Here is a 15,715-nt window from a genome sequence, read left to right as displayed (position 1 = left end):
GCCGGAACTCTGAGCCGGAACGACCCGTTCCCGATCGAATTCGACGAGCGAATCTTCGACGACACCTCCGGTGAGCCATGAACTCTTCGTCGTTTGCGCTTGATCAGGCGCCGAACAGATCGAGTCGCGCGGGCGCTTCGGTCAGGGAGTTGAAAAAGCACCCGCTACTTAAGCTCTTCGGAAGGAAATGCGGTGAGGAAATCAAAGTCGCACCCTGCCGCGGCAGAGAGCACGTGATCGTGATAGAGCCGCTGGTAACCGCGCGCATACATCCCTTGCGCCGGACGAATCTCAGCGGCACGACGCGCCAGTTCGACCTCGTCGACCAGTAGATCGATCCGCTTGTCCCGCGCCGAGAGCCGGATCCGATCACCGTTGCGCACCAGCGCCAGCGGGCCACCGAGCGCCGCTTCTGGCGTCACGTGAAGCACGATGGTCCCGTACGCCGTGCCCGACATGCGCGCATCGGAAATCCTCACCATGTCCTTCACCCCCGCCCGCGCAAGTTGCTGCGGGATCGGCAGATAGCCGGCCTCGGGCATGCCTGAAGCACTGCGCGGCCCCGCGTTCTGCAATACGAGAACGTCGTCCGCGCGAACGTCCAGACCGGGGTCGTCGATGCGCGCGGCCAGATCTTCGAGCGAGGTAAATACCACGGCACGCCCTTCGTGTTCGAGCAGTTCGGGAGTAGCGGCGGCCACGCGTGAATGTCGGCATCGTCGATCACGGTCGCGGCGGCCACTTCGCTTTGCGCGCGCGCCATGTTGTGCGCACGGCAGATGAGCGACGTGTTTGCTGTACGAAAGCGAAGTCGCTTCGATGGAAGCGTGCTATCCCGGTGCCAACCAGACATAAGGCAGCGACGGCAAGTCGTCGTGGCCGCCTTTGTCAGCGGGTTTTGGGGCGAAGCCCGAGTGTGATGGCAGCATGGCGCCCGACCGTTAGTTGCGCATCCGACAGGAAGACGTTCGGTCATCTGCGCCAACGTATCGGAGACCGCAGTTCGGCGCGAAGCGGACGAAGTTCGCCGGTCGGATGGCTTTACACTTGTGTCTCGTCATCCCTTGCCGAGCGGCGGCCGACTCGGGAATCCCGCCATATTGCTTAGCTGGGCCAGTTCATTCGCCGCCTCGCGCAGCAGCATCGAGTACTCGTGAATCTTCTCGGTCGTCAGCCGAACCCGCGGACCGGCCAAACTGATGACGCCGACGCAACGCGAGCCGCTCACCACGGGCACCGCCACCGCTGACATGCGCGGGGCAAACACCTCGTCGATCATCGCGTAGCCACGCACGCGCGCCGCGTGCAGGAAGCCCAGCAGCGCCTTGAGCGTCGTCGGCGCATTGGGTCCAAACTCATTGGGCTGTCCAAAACCCTGCTTCAAAACCAGTGCCGCCGCCTGTTCGTCAGTCATTGTCATCAGCCATGCGTGTCCGGTCGACGTGCATGAAAGTCGTGCTGCCTGGCCCATGTCAGGATCGTAGCGAAAGCCGATGCGCTGTCCGTCCGCCTTCCCCACCCAGATGATTGCTTCGCCGTCCACCAACGACAGCCGCGCCAGTTCACCTGTCTGCGCAGCGACGCGTTCGATGATCGGCTGGGCGATATCCGCGATGCCCGTCAGGCTCAGGAATTCCAGCCCGTTCGACGTCATACGCATTGTCAGAATGTAGCGGCTGTGATCGACCAGTTGCCTGACATAGCCGCCTTCGATGAGCTCGGCGAGCACGCGGTGGCACGTGCTGCGGGGCAGGGACAAAGCGTCGGCAATCGCCAGAAGACCCGCGCCTTCGGCTTGCGTCGCCAGGAAATCAAGAATTCTCAGGCCGTTTTTGAGCGACATTTCGCGTGATTTTCATTATGTGCAATGCAGTTCCGGTGCGGAACGCCTTGCTTTCTGAGCGCAAACAATAGCACTTGTTCGTCGCCAGAAACGAACGGTTCGACATATGAGGAATTCAGGAGACAACATGTCATTTTTTGCTGATTCAGGCCTTGCCGCGGAACAACAGTCCGCGCAGGCTCACTTGATGGCGCGTCGGGCGGTGGCAGGCGCAACCGTCGGAACGGCGCTCGAATGGTTCGACTTCGCGCTGTATGGTGTGGTCGCGGCCACGATCTTTCCAAAGCTGTTTTTCCCATCGCTGGACCCGACCGCCTCGTTGCTCGCGTCGTTGGCTAGTTTCTGGGCAGGGCTGGCCGCACGCCCGCTAGGCGCGGTGATCTGCGGGATGCTCGGGGACCGTTGGGGACGCCGCAAACTGATGCTTATCACCGTGTCGGTAATGGGAGCTTCATCGTTCCTGATGGGGCTGTTGCCCACTTATCACCAGGTTGGCATCCTCGCGCCGACGTTGCTGGTGACACTGCGCATCATCCAGGGATTCGCGCTTGGCGGCGAGTCGACGGGCGCGCAACTGATGGCGGTCGAGCATGCGCCTGCTAACCGACGCGGTTTGTATTCGGGCCTGCTTGGCATCTGCTCGCCACTCAGCCAGATTCTCGCCAACTTCTCGCTCTTTACACTGGCCGCGTTGCTTTCATCGGACGACTTCGACTCCTGGGGATGGCGAGTCCCGTTCCTCGCAAGCTTTGTGCTGGTGCTGCTGGGCATCTACATCCGCAGGAAGGTTAGCGAGACACCCGCCTTCGAGGCGCTCAAGAGGACTGCCGCTCCCACACGCGCTGCCAATCCGCTAGGGAAACGCTGATTAATGAACTGTCGGATCGGCTTGCAGATCAAGACGCGTCAAATTTTCTGGATAACGAATCGAATCGACGCTCATTTCGGTGAATCTGGCTCGCAAACGAGCCCCTCTTCTCTCATTTTTCATACGCATGACGGATTGCTCCCATGAACCGATCGCAACAGATTTCGCGCAGTCACCAGATTCGCCAGAGCGAACAAGCTGAACAGTTGCGCCGTGTTCTTGGCCAAGCCCTTGTATCGGGTTTTGCGATGGTGAAACAGGTTCTTGACGATATGGAACGGATGCTCAACGCGCGAACGGATTTGCGCCTTGGTTCGCTCAAGCGCAGTCACCAGGTCCTTCAGCGGCCCGTCCTGCATCGCCTTGATCTTTCCGCGCTTGGCAGCGACGTGCCAATTTACTGCCTTGCCTTTCATTTCATCACGCTTGTCTACACCAATGTAGCCTGCGTCGGCGAACGCTTCCTCTTCATGGCCGTGCAGCAGCAAATGGGCTTGCGACACATCCGACACGTTGGCCGCCGTGCCAACCACACTGTGGACCAAGCCCGAATCGGCGTCCACGCCAACGTGGGCTTTCATCCCAAAGTGCCATTCGTTTCCCTTCTTCGTTTGATGCATCTCCGGGTCACGGCTCTTCCCGGCGTTCCTGGTCGACGGTGGCGCTTCGATGATCGTCGCATCAACCAGCGTGCCTTCCTTCATCATCAGTCCACGCTCACACAGCGAGATACCGATCTCGTCGAACAGCTTCCGTGTCAGTTCGTGCTCGATCAACAGGCGCCGGAATTTCAGCAGCGTGGTCGCATCCGGAACGTTCTCGACTGCCAGATCGATGCCGGCGAAGGCGCGCAGCGCAATGCTGTCATACAGCGCGTCTTCCAGCCCTTCGTCCGACAGCCCGTACCACTGTTGCAGGAAATAGATCCGCAGCATTCGCTCCAGGCCAATCGGCGGACGGCCTCGCGTGCCCTTCGGGTAATCCGGTTCGATTGCAGACAGCAAACGCTGCCACGGCACAATCTGCTCCATCTCCGCCAGGAAGCGTTGGCGCCTCGTCACGCGCTTCTTGCCTGCAATTTCCGCTTCCGCGAAGCCGATCTGCCTCTTCATCCTCGTGAGTCCGTTCTGTGAGCTGCCTTCTATAACGCCTTCGGCTACGTGAGCGATGACCGCCGAGCTCCATTAATCAGCGTTTCCCTAGGCACCGTTTTCAAATATCACTGGCGCACCGCGCTTCGCCTGACGCTGTTCTTCTGTGGCCCGGCCGCACTGTTTTATCTGATCGTGGTTTTCTCGCTCAGCTATCTGACGAAACACCTCGGCGTACCAAAGCAGACCGGTTTCATGCTGCTGATGGTTGCGAATGTCTGTGCCATCGCGGGAGCGCTGGCGGGCGGTTATCTGAGCGATCGGATCGGACGCAAACGTGCGCTGATGATCGGCTCGTTCTGCACGCTGATCTGCTGCCTGATCTACTTTCCGATTCTCAACCAGAACTCGATCGCCATGACGATGGCCGTGATGGGCGCCTTCCTCGGCTTCACACAGTTCCAGAGCGGCATCCAGCCGGTGTGGTTCGCCGAGTCATTTCCGACCGATGCGCGCTACACGGGGTCCGCACTGTCGTACTCGGGAGCCAACCTGCTCACCGGCGGCCCGATGCCAATCGTCGCCGTGGCGCTGCTCAATGCCTTTAACGGTTCCCCTTGGGCCATCGTAGCGGTCTGCGGCTCGCTGAACCTGATCTCCTTCCTGATGATCGCAATATCCCGGGAAACCAGAGACACGGCCCTGGAACGCTCTTCTACACACTGACACCATGACTCGCAAACTCTACATCCTCAATGGCTCCAACCTGAACATGCTGGGTGCGCGGGAGCCTCATCTTTATGGCAGCACTACGCTGAAGGACATCGAACAGAACTGCCTCGCGCTGGCCGACGCCCTCGAGTTCGACTGCGTATTCCGACAAACGAACAGCGAAAGCGAGTTGATCGACTGGATCCAGGAAGCGTTCTTGCAGGACGCCGCGCTGATCATCAATCCAGCCGGCTTTTCATTCGGTCGGATTCCGGTGCTCGACGCAGTCAAACTCATCCGCCGACCAGTAGTGGAATTGCATATCACCAACATCCACCGACGCTCGGAGGAATATCGTCACTCGACGATTTCGGTGGCGGCTACCGCGGTAATTTGCGGGGCTGGCGCAAACGGATACTTGCTAGCAATCCGCGCGATTGACGATCTGTGGGGCAACCAGACCTGAGCCGGCTCCTCTATTCAAGAAGCACGCGGGCTCCTCGATGGAGCCCGCTTCGGCCGCAGCACCGGCTTACTCTGCGACGCTATCCTACGCGGCGGCACGAATGAGCCGTGTCTCCTGTGCCGTGATCAGATGGCCCGATGCCTTGAGATAGGCGGGGAAATCCGGATGCGTATCGCGTGCAAGGCACCGTCGTTCGTAGTCTGCCAGATCGTCATACCCCCACAGGTGGGTGAACTGGTTCTGCGGCCCGACCAGACTGGTCCAAAAACCGAGCGGATGTCCAAGCGTCTCGAGCAGGATTGGCATGGCGAGCCTGTCAAACACGTCGATAAACTCGGGCATCTTGCGCAGCGCGATCGTGTAGACCCGGAAATTCAACAGGGGCTTTGCCAGATACATGGGGCGGGTGCGCATGCGTACACCTTCTCTTTGGAGGTCATGGCTTTGGTGGCGATCGCGTTACCGGTGAGCCCGGACCGCTGGCTGACGGTGGCGTTCACGCGCGACCCGCGCTGGTTGTAACTTTCGCGACTAGTCCCCGAACGGGTTGTTGGAGTCCTTCACTTCGGTACTGAGGCTGTATTCCGCACGCATGGCCTTGAGTACGCCCTCGATGTCGCGCTCGAAGCCGATCGCGTTACCGAAGTGGGTCATATTCCAGTTGCAGCCTGTCTTGTCAGCCTCTTGCAATTGCGGCCGCGGCACGCGAATCTTCACGCCATCCTCGACGATTTCCTGCAGTCGATGGATTCGCCGATTGACCTCCTGCTGAAGCTGCGAGGCATTAAGCGTCTTGCGTATCATCCAGGTCTCCTCCCGGTTGCTCGAGCCAGTCTAACGCAAGTGAGGCGTTTCGCGACCTGGCGCTGAAATGCGAAGCGCCAGAGAGAAAGCAGGCGTATCGGTTCGTGGGGGTGCGTCAGCCAGCGCCGACGCGCGCGAAAGTCTGCCGGCTTCAGACGACGTCGGTTGTGCATCGCACCACACATTCGTTCGCTTTCTCTGTCGCCGGCCTGGATTGTTTCCCCGATAGCCAGACATACGGATTACGAGGAACATAGGCATGCGCTAAAGGTTGCCAACGTGTAAAACCGGTGGGGGTAAGCATGGGACAACTCGACTTCAGTACCTTCGAGCACGAAGGTTGGGAGCGGGTCGCGCAGGCCTATCATGAGTATTTTGGTGATTTGACCGCCCAGTCGAACCAGGCCATGCTCGAAACCCTCTGCATTCGGCGGGGAGCCCGTTTTCTAGACGTCGCCTGCGGCCCGGGCTACCTCGCGGCCGCCGCCGCGCGCAGCGGCGCGGATGTCGCCGGGGTGGATTTCTCGGTCGCGATGGTCGACAAGGCGAGACGCGTCTTTCCGGCACTTGAGTTCCGCGTCGGCGACGCGGAGGATTTGCCATTTCCCGACGCAAGCTTCTCGGCAGTGGGGATCAGCTTCGGAATGTTGCACTTTGCGCACCCCGAGCGCGCGCTCGCGGAGGCGATTCGTGTGCTGCAACCTAACGGCAGAATCGCCTTCACGGTATGGGCGACACCGAACAAGGCGGTTGGCTTCGGCATGGTGTTGAAGGCGATCGAGGAGCACGGGACGACCGACGTACCCGTCCCGCCGGGACCACCCTTCTTCCGATTCAGCGATTGGGAGGAATCGAAGCGCCTGTTGCTCGATGCCGGGTTCGTCCAACCGGAGGTGCGAGAGTTGGACCTCACGCTCGTGCTTCGTGCTCCCAATACACCTTTTCATGCACTCCTGCGTGGTGGCGTGCGGGTTTCCGCGTTGCTACACGCGCAGACGCCGGCCGCGCTAGCGTCTATTGAACGGGCCGTCGCCCACGACGCGGAGGCGTATCGCAGCGATACGGGGGACCTGCGGCTTCCGATGAGCTGCGTTCTGGCTTCCGCACTCAAGCCTTAGGGCGAGCGGATTGACTCAACTCAACTAGACCGTCGCGGCGAGCTTGAATTCATCGAACCTGGCTACTGGTGGCGATAGTTCCTGGACTTCCAGACGGTCCACCAGCCCTGCATGCGCACCGTCAACCAGCCAATGGCAGATTTGCTCGAGTTCTTCAGCGTGTCCTTGCAACACAGCCTCGACCGAACCGTCCATCCGGTTGCGCACCCAACCCGTGATGCCTCGAGCCGTGGCCTCGTTGATGCAAGCCTGCCGGTAACCTACACCCTGCACGTGACCATATACCCTGACCAGTCTGGTCCGTAGATCGGTATCGAATTGTGGCGTCATGATGCACGTAACTCCAGGCCGGATAAGACGCAGCGCGGTTGCCTCTGGTCGCTGTCGCTGTCAGTCCGGAAGCAAAAGCTCTGCTCGACACGAATCGCGGGTTCGACAGTCAACCTCCGCGCACCTCGTCGCTTTCGCCTGCCGAGTCTGTCGCCTCCCAATCCGCCTTCGTCGTTGCTGCTGGCGTCACCGGCTTGATACGTGTCCACCAGGCGGTATTTGCCGGTGCATGGAAGCGGAACTGCGTGCTCCATGCCCCCCAGAACTCCCGCTGTGCGGCCTGGGACGTCGGGAGAACAAAACCTAACTTCTCAGCGAGTGCCGGAAGATAAAGGTCAAACGCTGATTTGACAACGTCGCCCCAGCTTCTTGCCTCAAGAATCGCAAGCCGATACGCAATTGCCGCAATGGCGGCCGCAATCGCAGCGTTCTGAAAAAGATCCGCCAACAGGTAATTACCGGCCAGTCCGTCGGCAAGCCAGATGTCAATCGCTCGCACCAAGGTAAAGATGGACGTAAAGGTACCCAGAACGACGAGTCCGACCAGAAAGTCAACTGGAGCTCTCGCATCCGCAATGATTGCCTGATAGTCCTTTGGGATGACTGCAAGAAGACGCGGCCATACGAATATGCTGTCAACCTTATAGACTTCGCTCGAGTAACCCTCGAATGCACGCAACGTGTTCCCAAAGGCCGTAGGAAGAATGAGATTTTCATACCGGGGGAAATCACGGGCGTTCCGCTCCTGGTTGCGGTACAGCCTCGCCCTTACGGTGGCTCGGTTCAATTCAGCCTTTCTGTATTCCAACGATTCCTTTGAGGCTTTAAGCCGCTCGATTGTACTGTTCTCTGTAGCGAGTTCCGTACGGAGGCGTTCTATGAGGTCCAGCTGACGATTGCGGCGATTTCGCTCATCGCGCTTCCAGGCCTCGCGATTGAATGGCCATTTGTATCCTTCGAGGACCTGATAAAACCAGTTGTTCAATACCAACAGGATCAGCGATAGGACCCATACGATGATGAGGAAAGAGAACAGGCTTCCAACCTTGTCGCTGTCCGAGGTCGCTTCGTGTAGCAAATCGCAAAATGCCGGGATATCGGCGTTTGCCGCGAGAAAGCCTGTAAAGCCAAGCAGGGCCGGCAAAAAGAAGCCGAGGATAAATGCTTTGTCCAGCAGTTTCGATAGGCCCGAGAGCATCGGAGATTATCCCTTGGCAAGTTCAGCGACGCACTGGCGGTGGGTTGTCGTCATCTGGGTCCTGCTGCGACTGTCCCGGAAGACCTCCGAATTGAAGAGCCCGGTGAACCGCATTCAAATCGATGCTTGCCAGTTTGCTCGGCGGCGTTGCTGAGCCGGAGTCGTCTACAAGATGTTGATAGAGGAAATCGACAACCGCACTGAGGGCATTGAGGGCGCTCGCGTAATCTCGTGCAATTGCCAGGTCGTGGACTTCTACGGCCCGCCTCATTACCAATTCGCGTAGCGGTTCCGGTGCTGATTCGTATTGGCGAGCAAACGCGGCGTTCCGTTTGATCTCTTCAAGCCGGTCAATCGCTTTTGAGGCACTGCGGCGGCTCTGCCCCCTAGGTACATGCGTGGCGCTGCGCCCGACCACTTTTGTCAGCAGTTCGACGATTTCACGAGATGAGTTTTCTTTCATCCTGGCTCTCCAAGGGGAAAACACACTCGCCTCCCCGGCCCCGCCCGGTCGTCAATGCTCGAACCGTTACTCGATGTTAGTACAGCTGTTCGGTAGGAGGAAACAGTATATCGGTGCGCACGCCGCAGAAGTGTCACGTCGACTTCGCAACAAGTGAACTATCGCCGGGTTCCTCGCTGCCTCGCACATACGGTTGGTCAAGCGAGCGGCACAGGACAATCCCTGAACGCTTGCCGGGCAACGTTCAGGAAGATGCGGGCGCAATTCTCCGCAGCGAAATGTTGGTTTCGGACCGTCGCTGCCCGGTCAAAGTGTAGGGCGAGTCCCACCACCGAGTCCACGTCGCCACTGTCACGCGAGCATTCAACGCCTACGCAGCCCGTTAGCGGCACGCTTGCCTGACAGCCCCTCCGTCGGCACGGTCTTTGCGTCCAGAAACTGCGTCAACCGGAGATAGCCATGATGCGATGTTTTGCGGACTTCGCTCCCAAGCAAGCGCTGCGCGGCAGTGCAGCCGTACTTGCTGCCACCTTACTCCTAACAGCATGCGGGACGGGAATGGCGGCATTCGCCGGACTGCTTCCGAAATCCGACGGGGTAGCGACCGCAGTGACCGCTACGCCGTTGGTCGAACTGCAGACCACGATGACGAATCTAATCGAATCCGGTTACGAGGACATTTCCGCGGCTGCTGACTAAGCTCGCCCGCAAGCTCGGCGGTGCCGCGCCGCGCCACGTGATATCACTGTCGGAACCGACTTCACCGTTTATCAGGTGTTGAACACGGTTCGTCTTCAACTCTGTTCTCTGCCATTAGCTATGCTTCTCTCTGTGTCTTGCGCCCGCCGCGAAGCACAGCCACCAAACACCGGCACAGTCGCTTGCGCACGACCCAATGATCGGTCCGACAGGTACCGTTACGTCACCAGAGGGTAGGCACGGTCGCATTGATTGCGTTCGAGCAATCCCAACGCCTGGCGGGCCACCGCGTACTGCACGAACATAGGAGCGAAACGTGGCAAATATTGACTTCGAGAACCTCTGGCAGTTGTTTCCAGTCACCGACGATATTCCCGATTCCGCCCGCCTCGCGGAGCCGATTCATCAGCGCGTCTCGCTCGTCGATGGAGAACTGAAGGCATGGGATGGCGCCTGCAAGAGCGTGCAGTCGCCAGTCTGCGTGCGACAAGCCTCCGGCGACGCTGAACAGGTCGTCATTGGCAGTTATCCGGTCATGGGCGAGGTCGAGAGCGATGCCGCGCTGAACGCGGCCGTGCGAGCCTACGATCACGGCCGCGGTGAGTGGCCAACGATGACAGTCGCGCAGCGCATCGGCTGCATGCAAGACTTCATTCGTCTCATGGCGGCCAGGCGCCATGAGATCGTGAATCTGATCATGTGGGAAATCGGCAAGAGCCTTGCCGATTCGCAGAAGGAGTTCGACCGCACCATCAGCTATATGCAAGACACTATCTCGGCGCTCAAGGAGCTAGACAATAGCAACTCGCGCTTTGTCATCGCGGAGGGCACCATCGGCCAGATTCGCCGCACCCCGCTGGGCGTCGTGCTGTGCATGGGGCCTTACAACTATCCGCTGAACGAAACGTTCGCGACGCTCATTCCCGCATTGCTGATGGGCAACACCGTCGTGTTCAAGCCGCCCCAATATGGCACGCTGTTGTTCTTTCCGCTGCTCGAGGCTTTCCGCTCTGCTTTCCCGAAAGGCGTCGTCAACACGATTTATGCACCGGGTGCGGTGGTGGTGCCACACATGCTCGCCTCAGGAAAGATCGACGTGCTTGCCCTCATCGGCTCAAGCAAGGTTGCAGACCACCTGAAAAAACAGCACCCAAAGTCGCATCGGCTACGCGCCGTTCTCGGCCTTGACGCCAAAAACGCCGCGATTGTGTTGGCTGACGCCGACATAGACCTCGCCGTGAAGGAATGTCTGCTCGGTACGTTGTCGTTCAATGGTCAACGGTGCACAGCGCTCAAGATATTGATGGTGCACCGCTCGATCGTCGATACGTTTCTTCAGCGCTTTAACGCAGCGCTCAAAAATCTCAAGGTCGGCATGCCGTGGGAACAGGGTGTGTCCATTACACCGCTGCCGGGCATGCATCGCACGGCCTACATGACTCAGGCAATTGACGATGCGAAAGCGAAAGGCGCGGCGGTCGTGAACGAAGGTGGTGGCGTGTTCTGCAAAACTCTTTTCTATCCGGCCGTGGTGTACCCCGTGAAGGAAGGGATGATGCTCTATCGTGAGGAGCAGTTCGGACCGATCATCCCAGTCGTGCCGTTCGATGACATCGATACACCACTCGAGTATGTCATCACTTCGGACCACGGTCAGCAGGTCAGCATTTTCGGCACCGACGCTGCCCAAATTGGCTCGCTGGTCGACCCGCTCGTCAATCAGGTGTGCCGCGTCAATCTCAACAGCCAGTGCCAGCGAGGCCCAGACGTCTTTCCGTTTGCCGGCCGCAAGGATTCTGCGGAAGGTACGCTATCGGTCACCGATGCGTTGCGCGCGTTCTCGATTCGCTCCATGGTCGCGGCCAAGGAGACCGACCTGAACAAGACGCTGCTCGATACGATTGTCACGAATCATCACTCGAAGTTCGTGAACACCGGTTTTATCTTTTAGCGGCTCGATGGGTATCGAGCTCGAGTCCCGGTGCGGAGATTCAGCGCGCGATGCCGTAAAGGTCAGCGCATTGCGCGCATGGTTGAGTCAAAGGGTCCATTCGTCAGTTGGGGCGATTTCGCACGACGTCCGGCCAGTCGATGCCCGTCGAAAAGCATAGGTTTAAAAGCGACGAATATTTGCGACGTCCTATGGCGGTGCTTCATGCATCGACCCAACGCTTTTCCCTGGTGCAGGATGCGCGGAGCGGGTCACTGCGGGTCCGGATGAGCCAAGCCCGCTTGCTCGATAATCTGCTCGTATTGTTCCACACCGACTACGGCTCGGTATTCCTGCATCAGCCGGATGAGCGCCTGCGACGTCCTGGAAATCACACCGTAGACTTCCAACTGCTCTGCGTGCACCAGGGCCTGCCCCAAAGTCATGGCCACGTCAGTCGCCTTATTGCAGTTGAACAGCGAGCAAGTCGTTGGCGAACGCGGGCCGGGCGGAGGCGAACTCCATCAGGTCGAGGAAGCCCTCGCTGACCGCAAACTCATGCAGCGCATCGTCGCCGCTGTCAGCTTTGATGCGACCGTAGCTTTCGACCATTTTCAGGTCGGTAATCAAGTACATCATCTCAACCTCTTTCTGTCTGGGAATGCCCCGAGTTGTCGCGCTCATACCTCGACGGAAAGAATGCGCCCCGTCGGGCCGTTGTCGTCTCATGCTTCGGTCCGAAGAGTACGTAGCGTGGCTTAATTCAAGCTTAAACAATGCCAACGATGAGAACGCCTCGCCGCAACGGAGATTCGGCGGCGCCCAATCGGAAGACCTCGCGGAATAGCATTCAATCCGTCGCGAAGCGGTTGAACACTGGACGGTCGTTTGGCGGGGAGAATAAAGTGCCCTCGGGTCACTTGCTCGGTGGCGGAGCAAGCGGCTGTTATTGAATGTCAGTCCGCAATCTCCGGCTCGACCAGCTTCGCCAGTTGCGCGAGCGACTCCTGCCAGCCGAGGTAACACATCTCGACCGGAATCATCTCGGGGATGCCTTCCTGCACGATGTTCAGTTCGGTCCCGCACGACACCTGCCGCAACGAAACGGTCGTGTGCATCTGACCAGGCAGATTCGGGTCGTCGAAATGGTCCGAATAGCGGATCTTTTCGAACGGCACCAGTTCGATGTACTCGCCGCCGAACGAGTGCCCCTTGCCCGAGCCGAAGTTATGAAACGACATCCTGTAGGTGCCGCCGACGCGCGCATCCATCTGATGCACGTCGCAGGTGAAGCCATACGGCGGTAGCCATTTCGCCATCGCGGCGGGTTCGAGGAACGCGCGATAGATACGCTCGGGCGTCGTGCGCAAAACACGGTGGAATTTGACGGTTCCGGTAGCCATGATGAGTGTGCCTTTCACTGGAGGGGTTGGACATACTGTCACGACGCGCCCGCGTTGCGGGAATCGACACGCACGAGACCAGGCAAAACCCGTAGACGGTTGACACTCGTTTAGCAGATGTATCGCCCCATACGGACTGCGTTGCGGTCGAAACGTCCCCGGTCGCCATAGCGTCCCCGTCCTTTTTGGATGATCGATGATTGCAACGCATCAGGGACCGCCGGCCTACGCCGCCATTGAAGTCCGGATGCATGGCTGCAATCGTTACCTTCAATCCGTTACAAACGAGAACTTGGCAAGCCGGGGGCGTCCATGCATGGTGTATAGGCAACTTGATGAGCAGGGACTTCAGGCGGCGAGTTTCTGCTGAACCGGTTGATCGTCTTTCACCGGTTCGCCATCCCTGAAGGCAATGCCTTCCAGCAACAGCTTGATCTTTTCGGGCCCGTTGACGCGGCGCCAGGTTTTCTCGGCTTCCTCGATCAGCTTGAATGCCAGACCAAGGAAGGTTGGTCGCGACACACAGTTGCGCGTGCGCGTCGTACGGTGTCGCACCGTCGCGAACGTCGACTCAATCGCATTCGTGGTCCGCAAATGCTGCCAGTGCTCAGCCGGGAAGTCGTAAAACGCCAGCAGGCTTTCCCGGTCCTTCTTCAACGTTTCCGTTGCCTTCGGATATTTCGCCGCGTAGACCGTCACGAAACGATCAAACGCGGCATACGCGTCGGCGCGCGTGGCGGCCATCCAGTTCGCCTGCAGATCTGCTTTAGCTCTGCCTTGCTGCGACTTCGGCAGCACGTTCAGGACGTTGCCCATCTTGTGGAACCACCAGCAGCGCTGGCCACGCGTTGCAGGAAACACTTCCTCCAGTGCGGCCCAGAAGCCCATCGCGCCATCGCCGACGGCAAGCAGCGGCCCAGCCTGCAGGCCTCTCGATTTCAGGTCGAGCAGCAACTCCTGCCATGACGCCTTCGACTCGCGATACCCGTCACCGATCGCCACACGCTCCTTGCGTCCATCCGGCCTCACGCCGATGATCACCAGCAGACATTGACCGTCCGAGTTCTCGCTGCGCGGCACCATCAAGACACTTTCTGGCTACGACTTCAGCTTCCAGCCGGGTCTCGATCGGGATCGCATCATGGCACTGGCACAACTCGACTTCATCGAACGACGTCAGGCCGTGCATTTCCTCGGGCCGCCTGGAACCGGCAAATCACACTTGTGCATAGCGCTTGGCGTTGAGGCCTGCTATGAGCGGTGCGCAATCATCGTCCCAAACGGAGCTCCTCCGATCACAATTCCGGCTGATCACCGGTTACACAGGGTGGGGATTTTTACTTCGACACTTCGGGGGAAATTACGGGCGGCATTGACAGCGCCAAAGCTTCACCTACGACCGGGGTAAGGAAATGTCGCGACATCAAGAACTCACCGCCGCGACGGGTGCGAAGGTGTACTTCTGCGACCCGCACAGTCCATGGCAACGCGGTACTTGTGAAAACACCAACGGCTTGCTGCGCCAGTATCTGCCCAAAGGCGCAGACCTGTCGGTCTATAGCCAGGACGAACTCGACGCCATTGCCGACAGTCTCAACAGCCGCCCTCGCGCCACTCACGCCTTCCATTCGCCATTCGAGGTCTTTGCCCCAACACTTGCTTCAGCAGCTCAACCTCAAGGCTCTAAACATTAAATCCGCCGTTGCGCTTCGACCTTGAAGCCGCCGTTTACGTACGGCCATAAAACATAATTCGTATTACGATTAGGGAATACCCGCTGAATGATGGCCGAAACTGACGGTGTGATGCGCCCCCGAGAGCACCCGTGTCCAACTATCCTCATCCTCATGGCAGCGTTGCTCAACAGCCGCACGTCGGCAAGTTTCGGCGGGACTTCGCCGGCCGCGATCGCGCGCGCGAGGCCTTCGACTACCGCCGTCTTGCCAACCCCGGCGTCGCCGGTCAGCAACGGATTGTTCTGACGCCGGCGCAACAGCACGTCGATCATCGTGCGAATCTCGACTTCGCGCCCAACCACCGGATCGATTTCACCGGCGCGCGCGCGTGCGGTCAGATCCGCGCAAAACTGCGCGAGTGCCGCGCCCTTCACCGATGCAGCGAGCGCACCGGACGCCTCGCCCGGCACCGCCGACGAAAAGTCACTCTGGTCGTACGGGGTGTCCTCCGCTTCGGGGGAGCCGGCAATCCACGCCGGCAACGCATCGTGAAGGCCGTCGACGGCAATCTTGCCGAACTCCGGCGAAATGGCCAGCAGCAAGCGCCGCAACTCAGGCGTCTCGACAAGCGCCGCCATCAGCCATGCGCCGCGGATCCGACCGTCGCCGAATGCCAGCGTCGCGACCACCCACGCGCGCTCGATTGCCGTCTCGACGTGATGCGAAAAATCCGTGAGCGCGCTCGCGCCTGACGGCAGCGCGGCAAGCGCGGTCTGCAGGTCCCGCTCGAGCAGTTCGCGGCTGATGCCGCAGTGTCTGACGATGCGGTGCAGGTCGCTATCGGACTGCGCGAGCAACTGGTGCAGCCAGTGCGCGAGCTCGATATACGGGTTGCCGCGCAGCTTGGAAAACGCCGTTGCGGATTCGATGCTCCTGAAGAGCGTTGCGCCGAGCTTGCCGAACAACGCGTGGCGTGAAATGGACATGATGACGTTGCAGGTAAAGATGTTTGTAGCGGAGAGGCGTGGCCTCGCGTCGGCATCCCGCGCTCCGCGGGCAGGTATCCGAAAAAGCGCGCCGGCCAGACTGATCGAGCGACAAAGGATAGCCGGTCG

Annotated in this window: 13 protein-coding genes and 7 pseudogenes; 7 read left to right on the top strand and 13 right to left on the bottom strand. The window is 59.5% G+C overall.

The features are described 5' to 3' along the window. Nucleotides 1-164: 164 nt before the first annotated feature. Nucleotides 165-698 (bottom strand): annotated as a pseudogene (locus OKW29_RS04960) (dihydroxy-acid dehydratase); the annotation flags it as partial. A 359-nt stretch (nucleotides 699-1,057) separates the two neighbouring features. After that, nucleotides 1,058-1,843, bottom strand: a complete 786-nt coding sequence (locus tag OKW29_RS04955; protein WP_018422624.1) for an IclR family transcriptional regulator — start codon at nucleotides 1,841-1,843, stop codon at nucleotides 1,058-1,060. 187 nt (nucleotides 1,844-2,030) lie between these two features. Between OKW29_RS04955 and OKW29_RS04950 the strand changes: the two are divergent. Continuing rightward, nucleotides 2,031-2,702, top strand: a pseudogene (locus OKW29_RS04950) (MFS transporter); the annotation flags it as partial. Nucleotides 2,703-2,830: 128 nt separating this feature from the next. Here OKW29_RS04950 and OKW29_RS04945 read toward each other — a convergent pair. Next, the gene (locus tag OKW29_RS04945) at nucleotides 2,831-3,823 is read right to left on the bottom strand and encodes an IS5 family transposase (RefSeq protein ID WP_429290196.1); all 993 of its coding nucleotides are present in this window, start codon (nucleotides 3,821-3,823) and stop codon (nucleotides 2,831-2,833) included. An 87-nt stretch (nucleotides 3,824-3,910) separates the two neighbouring features. Here OKW29_RS04945 and OKW29_RS04940 point away from each other — a divergent pair. Continuing rightward, nucleotides 3,911-4,528, top strand: a pseudogene (locus tag OKW29_RS04940) (MFS transporter); the annotation flags it as partial. Nucleotides 4,529-4,532: 4 nt separating this feature from the next. Then, on the top strand, nucleotides 4,533-4,979 hold the full coding sequence (locus OKW29_RS04935; protein WP_090810774.1) for a type II 3-dehydroquinate dehydratase: 447 nt from the start codon (nucleotides 4,533-4,535) through the stop codon (nucleotides 4,977-4,979). 84 nt (nucleotides 4,980-5,063) lie between these two features. Here OKW29_RS04935 and OKW29_RS04930 read toward each other — a convergent pair whose 3' ends face one another. Together OKW29_RS04930 and OKW29_RS04925 are read right to left on the bottom strand one after the other, a co-directional pair. Next, nucleotides 5,064-5,393, bottom strand: coding sequence for an NIPSNAP family protein (locus OKW29_RS04930; protein ID WP_429290195.1), 330 nt, complete (start codon nucleotides 5,391-5,393; stop codon nucleotides 5,064-5,066). 117 nt (nucleotides 5,394-5,510) lie between these two features. Beyond that, a complete protein-coding gene (locus tag OKW29_RS04925) occupies nucleotides 5,511-5,783 on the bottom strand; it encodes a hypothetical protein (protein ID WP_429290194.1) in 273 nt (90 codons plus the stop codon). Between the two features lie 302 nt (nucleotides 5,784-6,085). Here OKW29_RS04925 and OKW29_RS04920 point away from each other — a divergent pair, with 302 nt between their 5' ends. Next, nucleotides 6,086-6,901, top strand: coding sequence for a class I SAM-dependent methyltransferase (locus OKW29_RS04920; RefSeq protein ID WP_429290193.1), 816 nt, complete (start codon nucleotides 6,086-6,088; stop codon nucleotides 6,899-6,901). Nucleotides 6,902-6,925: 24 nt separating this feature from the next. Here OKW29_RS04920 and OKW29_RS04915 read toward each other — a convergent pair whose 3' ends face one another. The 3 genes from OKW29_RS04915 to OKW29_RS04905 all read right to left on the bottom strand — a co-directional run bounded on the left by OKW29_RS04915 (nucleotide 6,926) and on the right by OKW29_RS04905 (nucleotide 8,892). Continuing rightward, complete coding sequence (locus tag OKW29_RS04915; RefSeq protein WP_429290192.1) at nucleotides 6,926-7,231, bottom strand: acylphosphatase; 306 nt, start codon at nucleotides 7,229-7,231, stop codon at nucleotides 6,926-6,928. A 109-nt stretch (nucleotides 7,232-7,340) separates the two neighbouring features. Continuing rightward, on the bottom strand, nucleotides 7,341-8,429 hold the full coding sequence (locus OKW29_RS04910; RefSeq protein WP_429290191.1) for a hypothetical protein: 1,089 nt from the start codon (nucleotides 8,427-8,429) through the stop codon (nucleotides 7,341-7,343). 22 nt (nucleotides 8,430-8,451) lie between these two features. After that, the gene (locus OKW29_RS04905) at nucleotides 8,452-8,892 is read right to left on the bottom strand and encodes a hypothetical protein (RefSeq protein WP_090810764.1); all 441 of its coding nucleotides are present in this window, start codon (nucleotides 8,890-8,892) and stop codon (nucleotides 8,452-8,454) included. 1,015 nt (nucleotides 8,893-9,907) lie between these two features. Between OKW29_RS04905 and OKW29_RS04900 the strand changes: the two genes are divergently transcribed. Next, nucleotides 9,908-11,542, top strand: a complete 1,635-nt coding sequence (locus tag OKW29_RS04900; RefSeq protein WP_429290190.1) for an NADP-dependent glyceraldehyde-3-phosphate dehydrogenase — start codon at nucleotides 9,908-9,910, stop codon at nucleotides 11,540-11,542. 251 nt (nucleotides 11,543-11,793) lie between these two features. Here the strand turns inward: OKW29_RS04900 and OKW29_RS04895 are convergent, their stop codons facing one another. The 4 genes and pseudogenes from OKW29_RS04895 to OKW29_RS04880 all read right to left on the bottom strand — a co-directional run. Then, entirely contained in the window at nucleotides 11,794-11,973 is a 180-nt protein-coding gene (locus tag OKW29_RS04895; RefSeq protein ID WP_429290767.1) for a hypothetical protein, read from the bottom strand. A 10-nt stretch (nucleotides 11,974-11,983) separates the two neighbouring features. After that, nucleotides 11,984-12,205, bottom strand: coding sequence for a hypothetical protein (locus OKW29_RS04890; RefSeq protein ID WP_429290189.1), 222 nt, complete (start codon nucleotides 12,203-12,205; stop codon nucleotides 11,984-11,986). A gap of 272 nt (nucleotides 12,206-12,477) precedes the next feature. After that, nucleotides 12,478-12,924 carry an SRPBCC family protein gene (locus OKW29_RS04885; protein ID WP_018422638.1) on the bottom strand — a complete coding sequence of 149 codons (447 nt, stop codon included), beginning with the start codon at nucleotides 12,922-12,924 and terminating at the stop codon, nucleotides 12,478-12,480. Between the two features lie 348 nt (nucleotides 12,925-13,272). Further along, nucleotides 13,273-13,998: pseudogene (locus OKW29_RS04880) on the bottom strand (IS256 family transposase); the annotation flags it as partial. Nucleotide 13,999: 1 nt separating this feature from the next. Between OKW29_RS04880 and OKW29_RS04875 the strand changes: the two are divergent. Next, nucleotides 14,000-14,173 (top strand): annotated as a pseudogene (locus OKW29_RS04875) (ATP-binding protein); the annotation flags it as partial. 130 nt (nucleotides 14,174-14,303) lie between these two features. After that, nucleotides 14,304-14,618 (top strand): annotated as a pseudogene (locus OKW29_RS04870) (IS30 family transposase); the annotation flags it as partial. A gap of 164 nt (nucleotides 14,619-14,782) precedes the next feature. On the opposite strand, the pseudogene OKW29_RS04865 reads toward OKW29_RS04870, so the two are convergent. Next, nucleotides 14,783-15,586: pseudogene (locus OKW29_RS04865) on the bottom strand (Clp protease N-terminal domain-containing protein); the annotation flags it as partial. Nucleotides 15,587-15,715 lie beyond the last annotated feature (129 nt).

The organism is Paraburkholderia sp. CI3, from assembly GCF_050436505.1.
Lineage (GTDB): Bacteria > Pseudomonadota > Gammaproteobacteria > Burkholderiales > Burkholderiaceae > Paraburkholderia > Paraburkholderia tuberum.
This window is presented reverse-complemented; position numbering and strand designations above follow the sequence as displayed.

Coding starts and splice junctions, on each gene's coding strand:
- OKW29_RS04890 (WP_429290189.1), bottom strand. CDS start 12,205: ATGAGCGCGACAACTCGGGGCATTCCCAGACAGAAAGAGGTTGAGATG.
- OKW29_RS04925 (WP_429290194.1), bottom strand. CDS start 5,783: ATGATACGCAAGACGCTTAATGCCTCGCAGCTTCAGCAGGAGGTCAAT.
- OKW29_RS04935 (WP_090810774.1), top strand. CDS start 4,533: ATGACTCGCAAACTCTACATCCTCAATGGCTCCAACCTGAACATGCTG.
- OKW29_RS04910 (WP_429290191.1), bottom strand. CDS start 8,429: ATGCTCTCGGGCCTATCGAAACTGCTGGACAAAGCATTTATCCTCGGC.
- OKW29_RS04930 (WP_429290195.1), bottom strand. CDS start 5,393: ATGCGCACCCGCCCCATGTATCTGGCAAAGCCCCTGTTGAATTTCCGG.
- OKW29_RS04915 (WP_429290192.1), bottom strand. CDS start 7,231: ATGACGCCACAATTCGATACCGATCTACGGACCAGACTGGTCAGGGTA.
- OKW29_RS04945 (WP_429290196.1), bottom strand. CDS start 3,823: ATGAAGAGGCAGATCGGCTTCGCGGAAGCGGAAATTGCAGGCAAGAAG.
- OKW29_RS04920 (WP_429290193.1), top strand. CDS start 6,086: ATGGGACAACTCGACTTCAGTACCTTCGAGCACGAAGGTTGGGAGCGG.
- OKW29_RS04905 (WP_090810764.1), bottom strand. CDS start 8,892: ATGAAAGAAAACTCATCTCGTGAAATCGTCGAACTGCTGACAAAAGTG.
- OKW29_RS04955 (WP_018422624.1), bottom strand. CDS start 1,843: ATGTCGCTCAAAAACGGCCTGAGAATTCTTGATTTCCTGGCGACGCAA.
- OKW29_RS04885 (WP_018422638.1), bottom strand. CDS start 12,924: ATGGCTACCGGAACCGTCAAATTCCACCGTGTTTTGCGCACGACGCCC.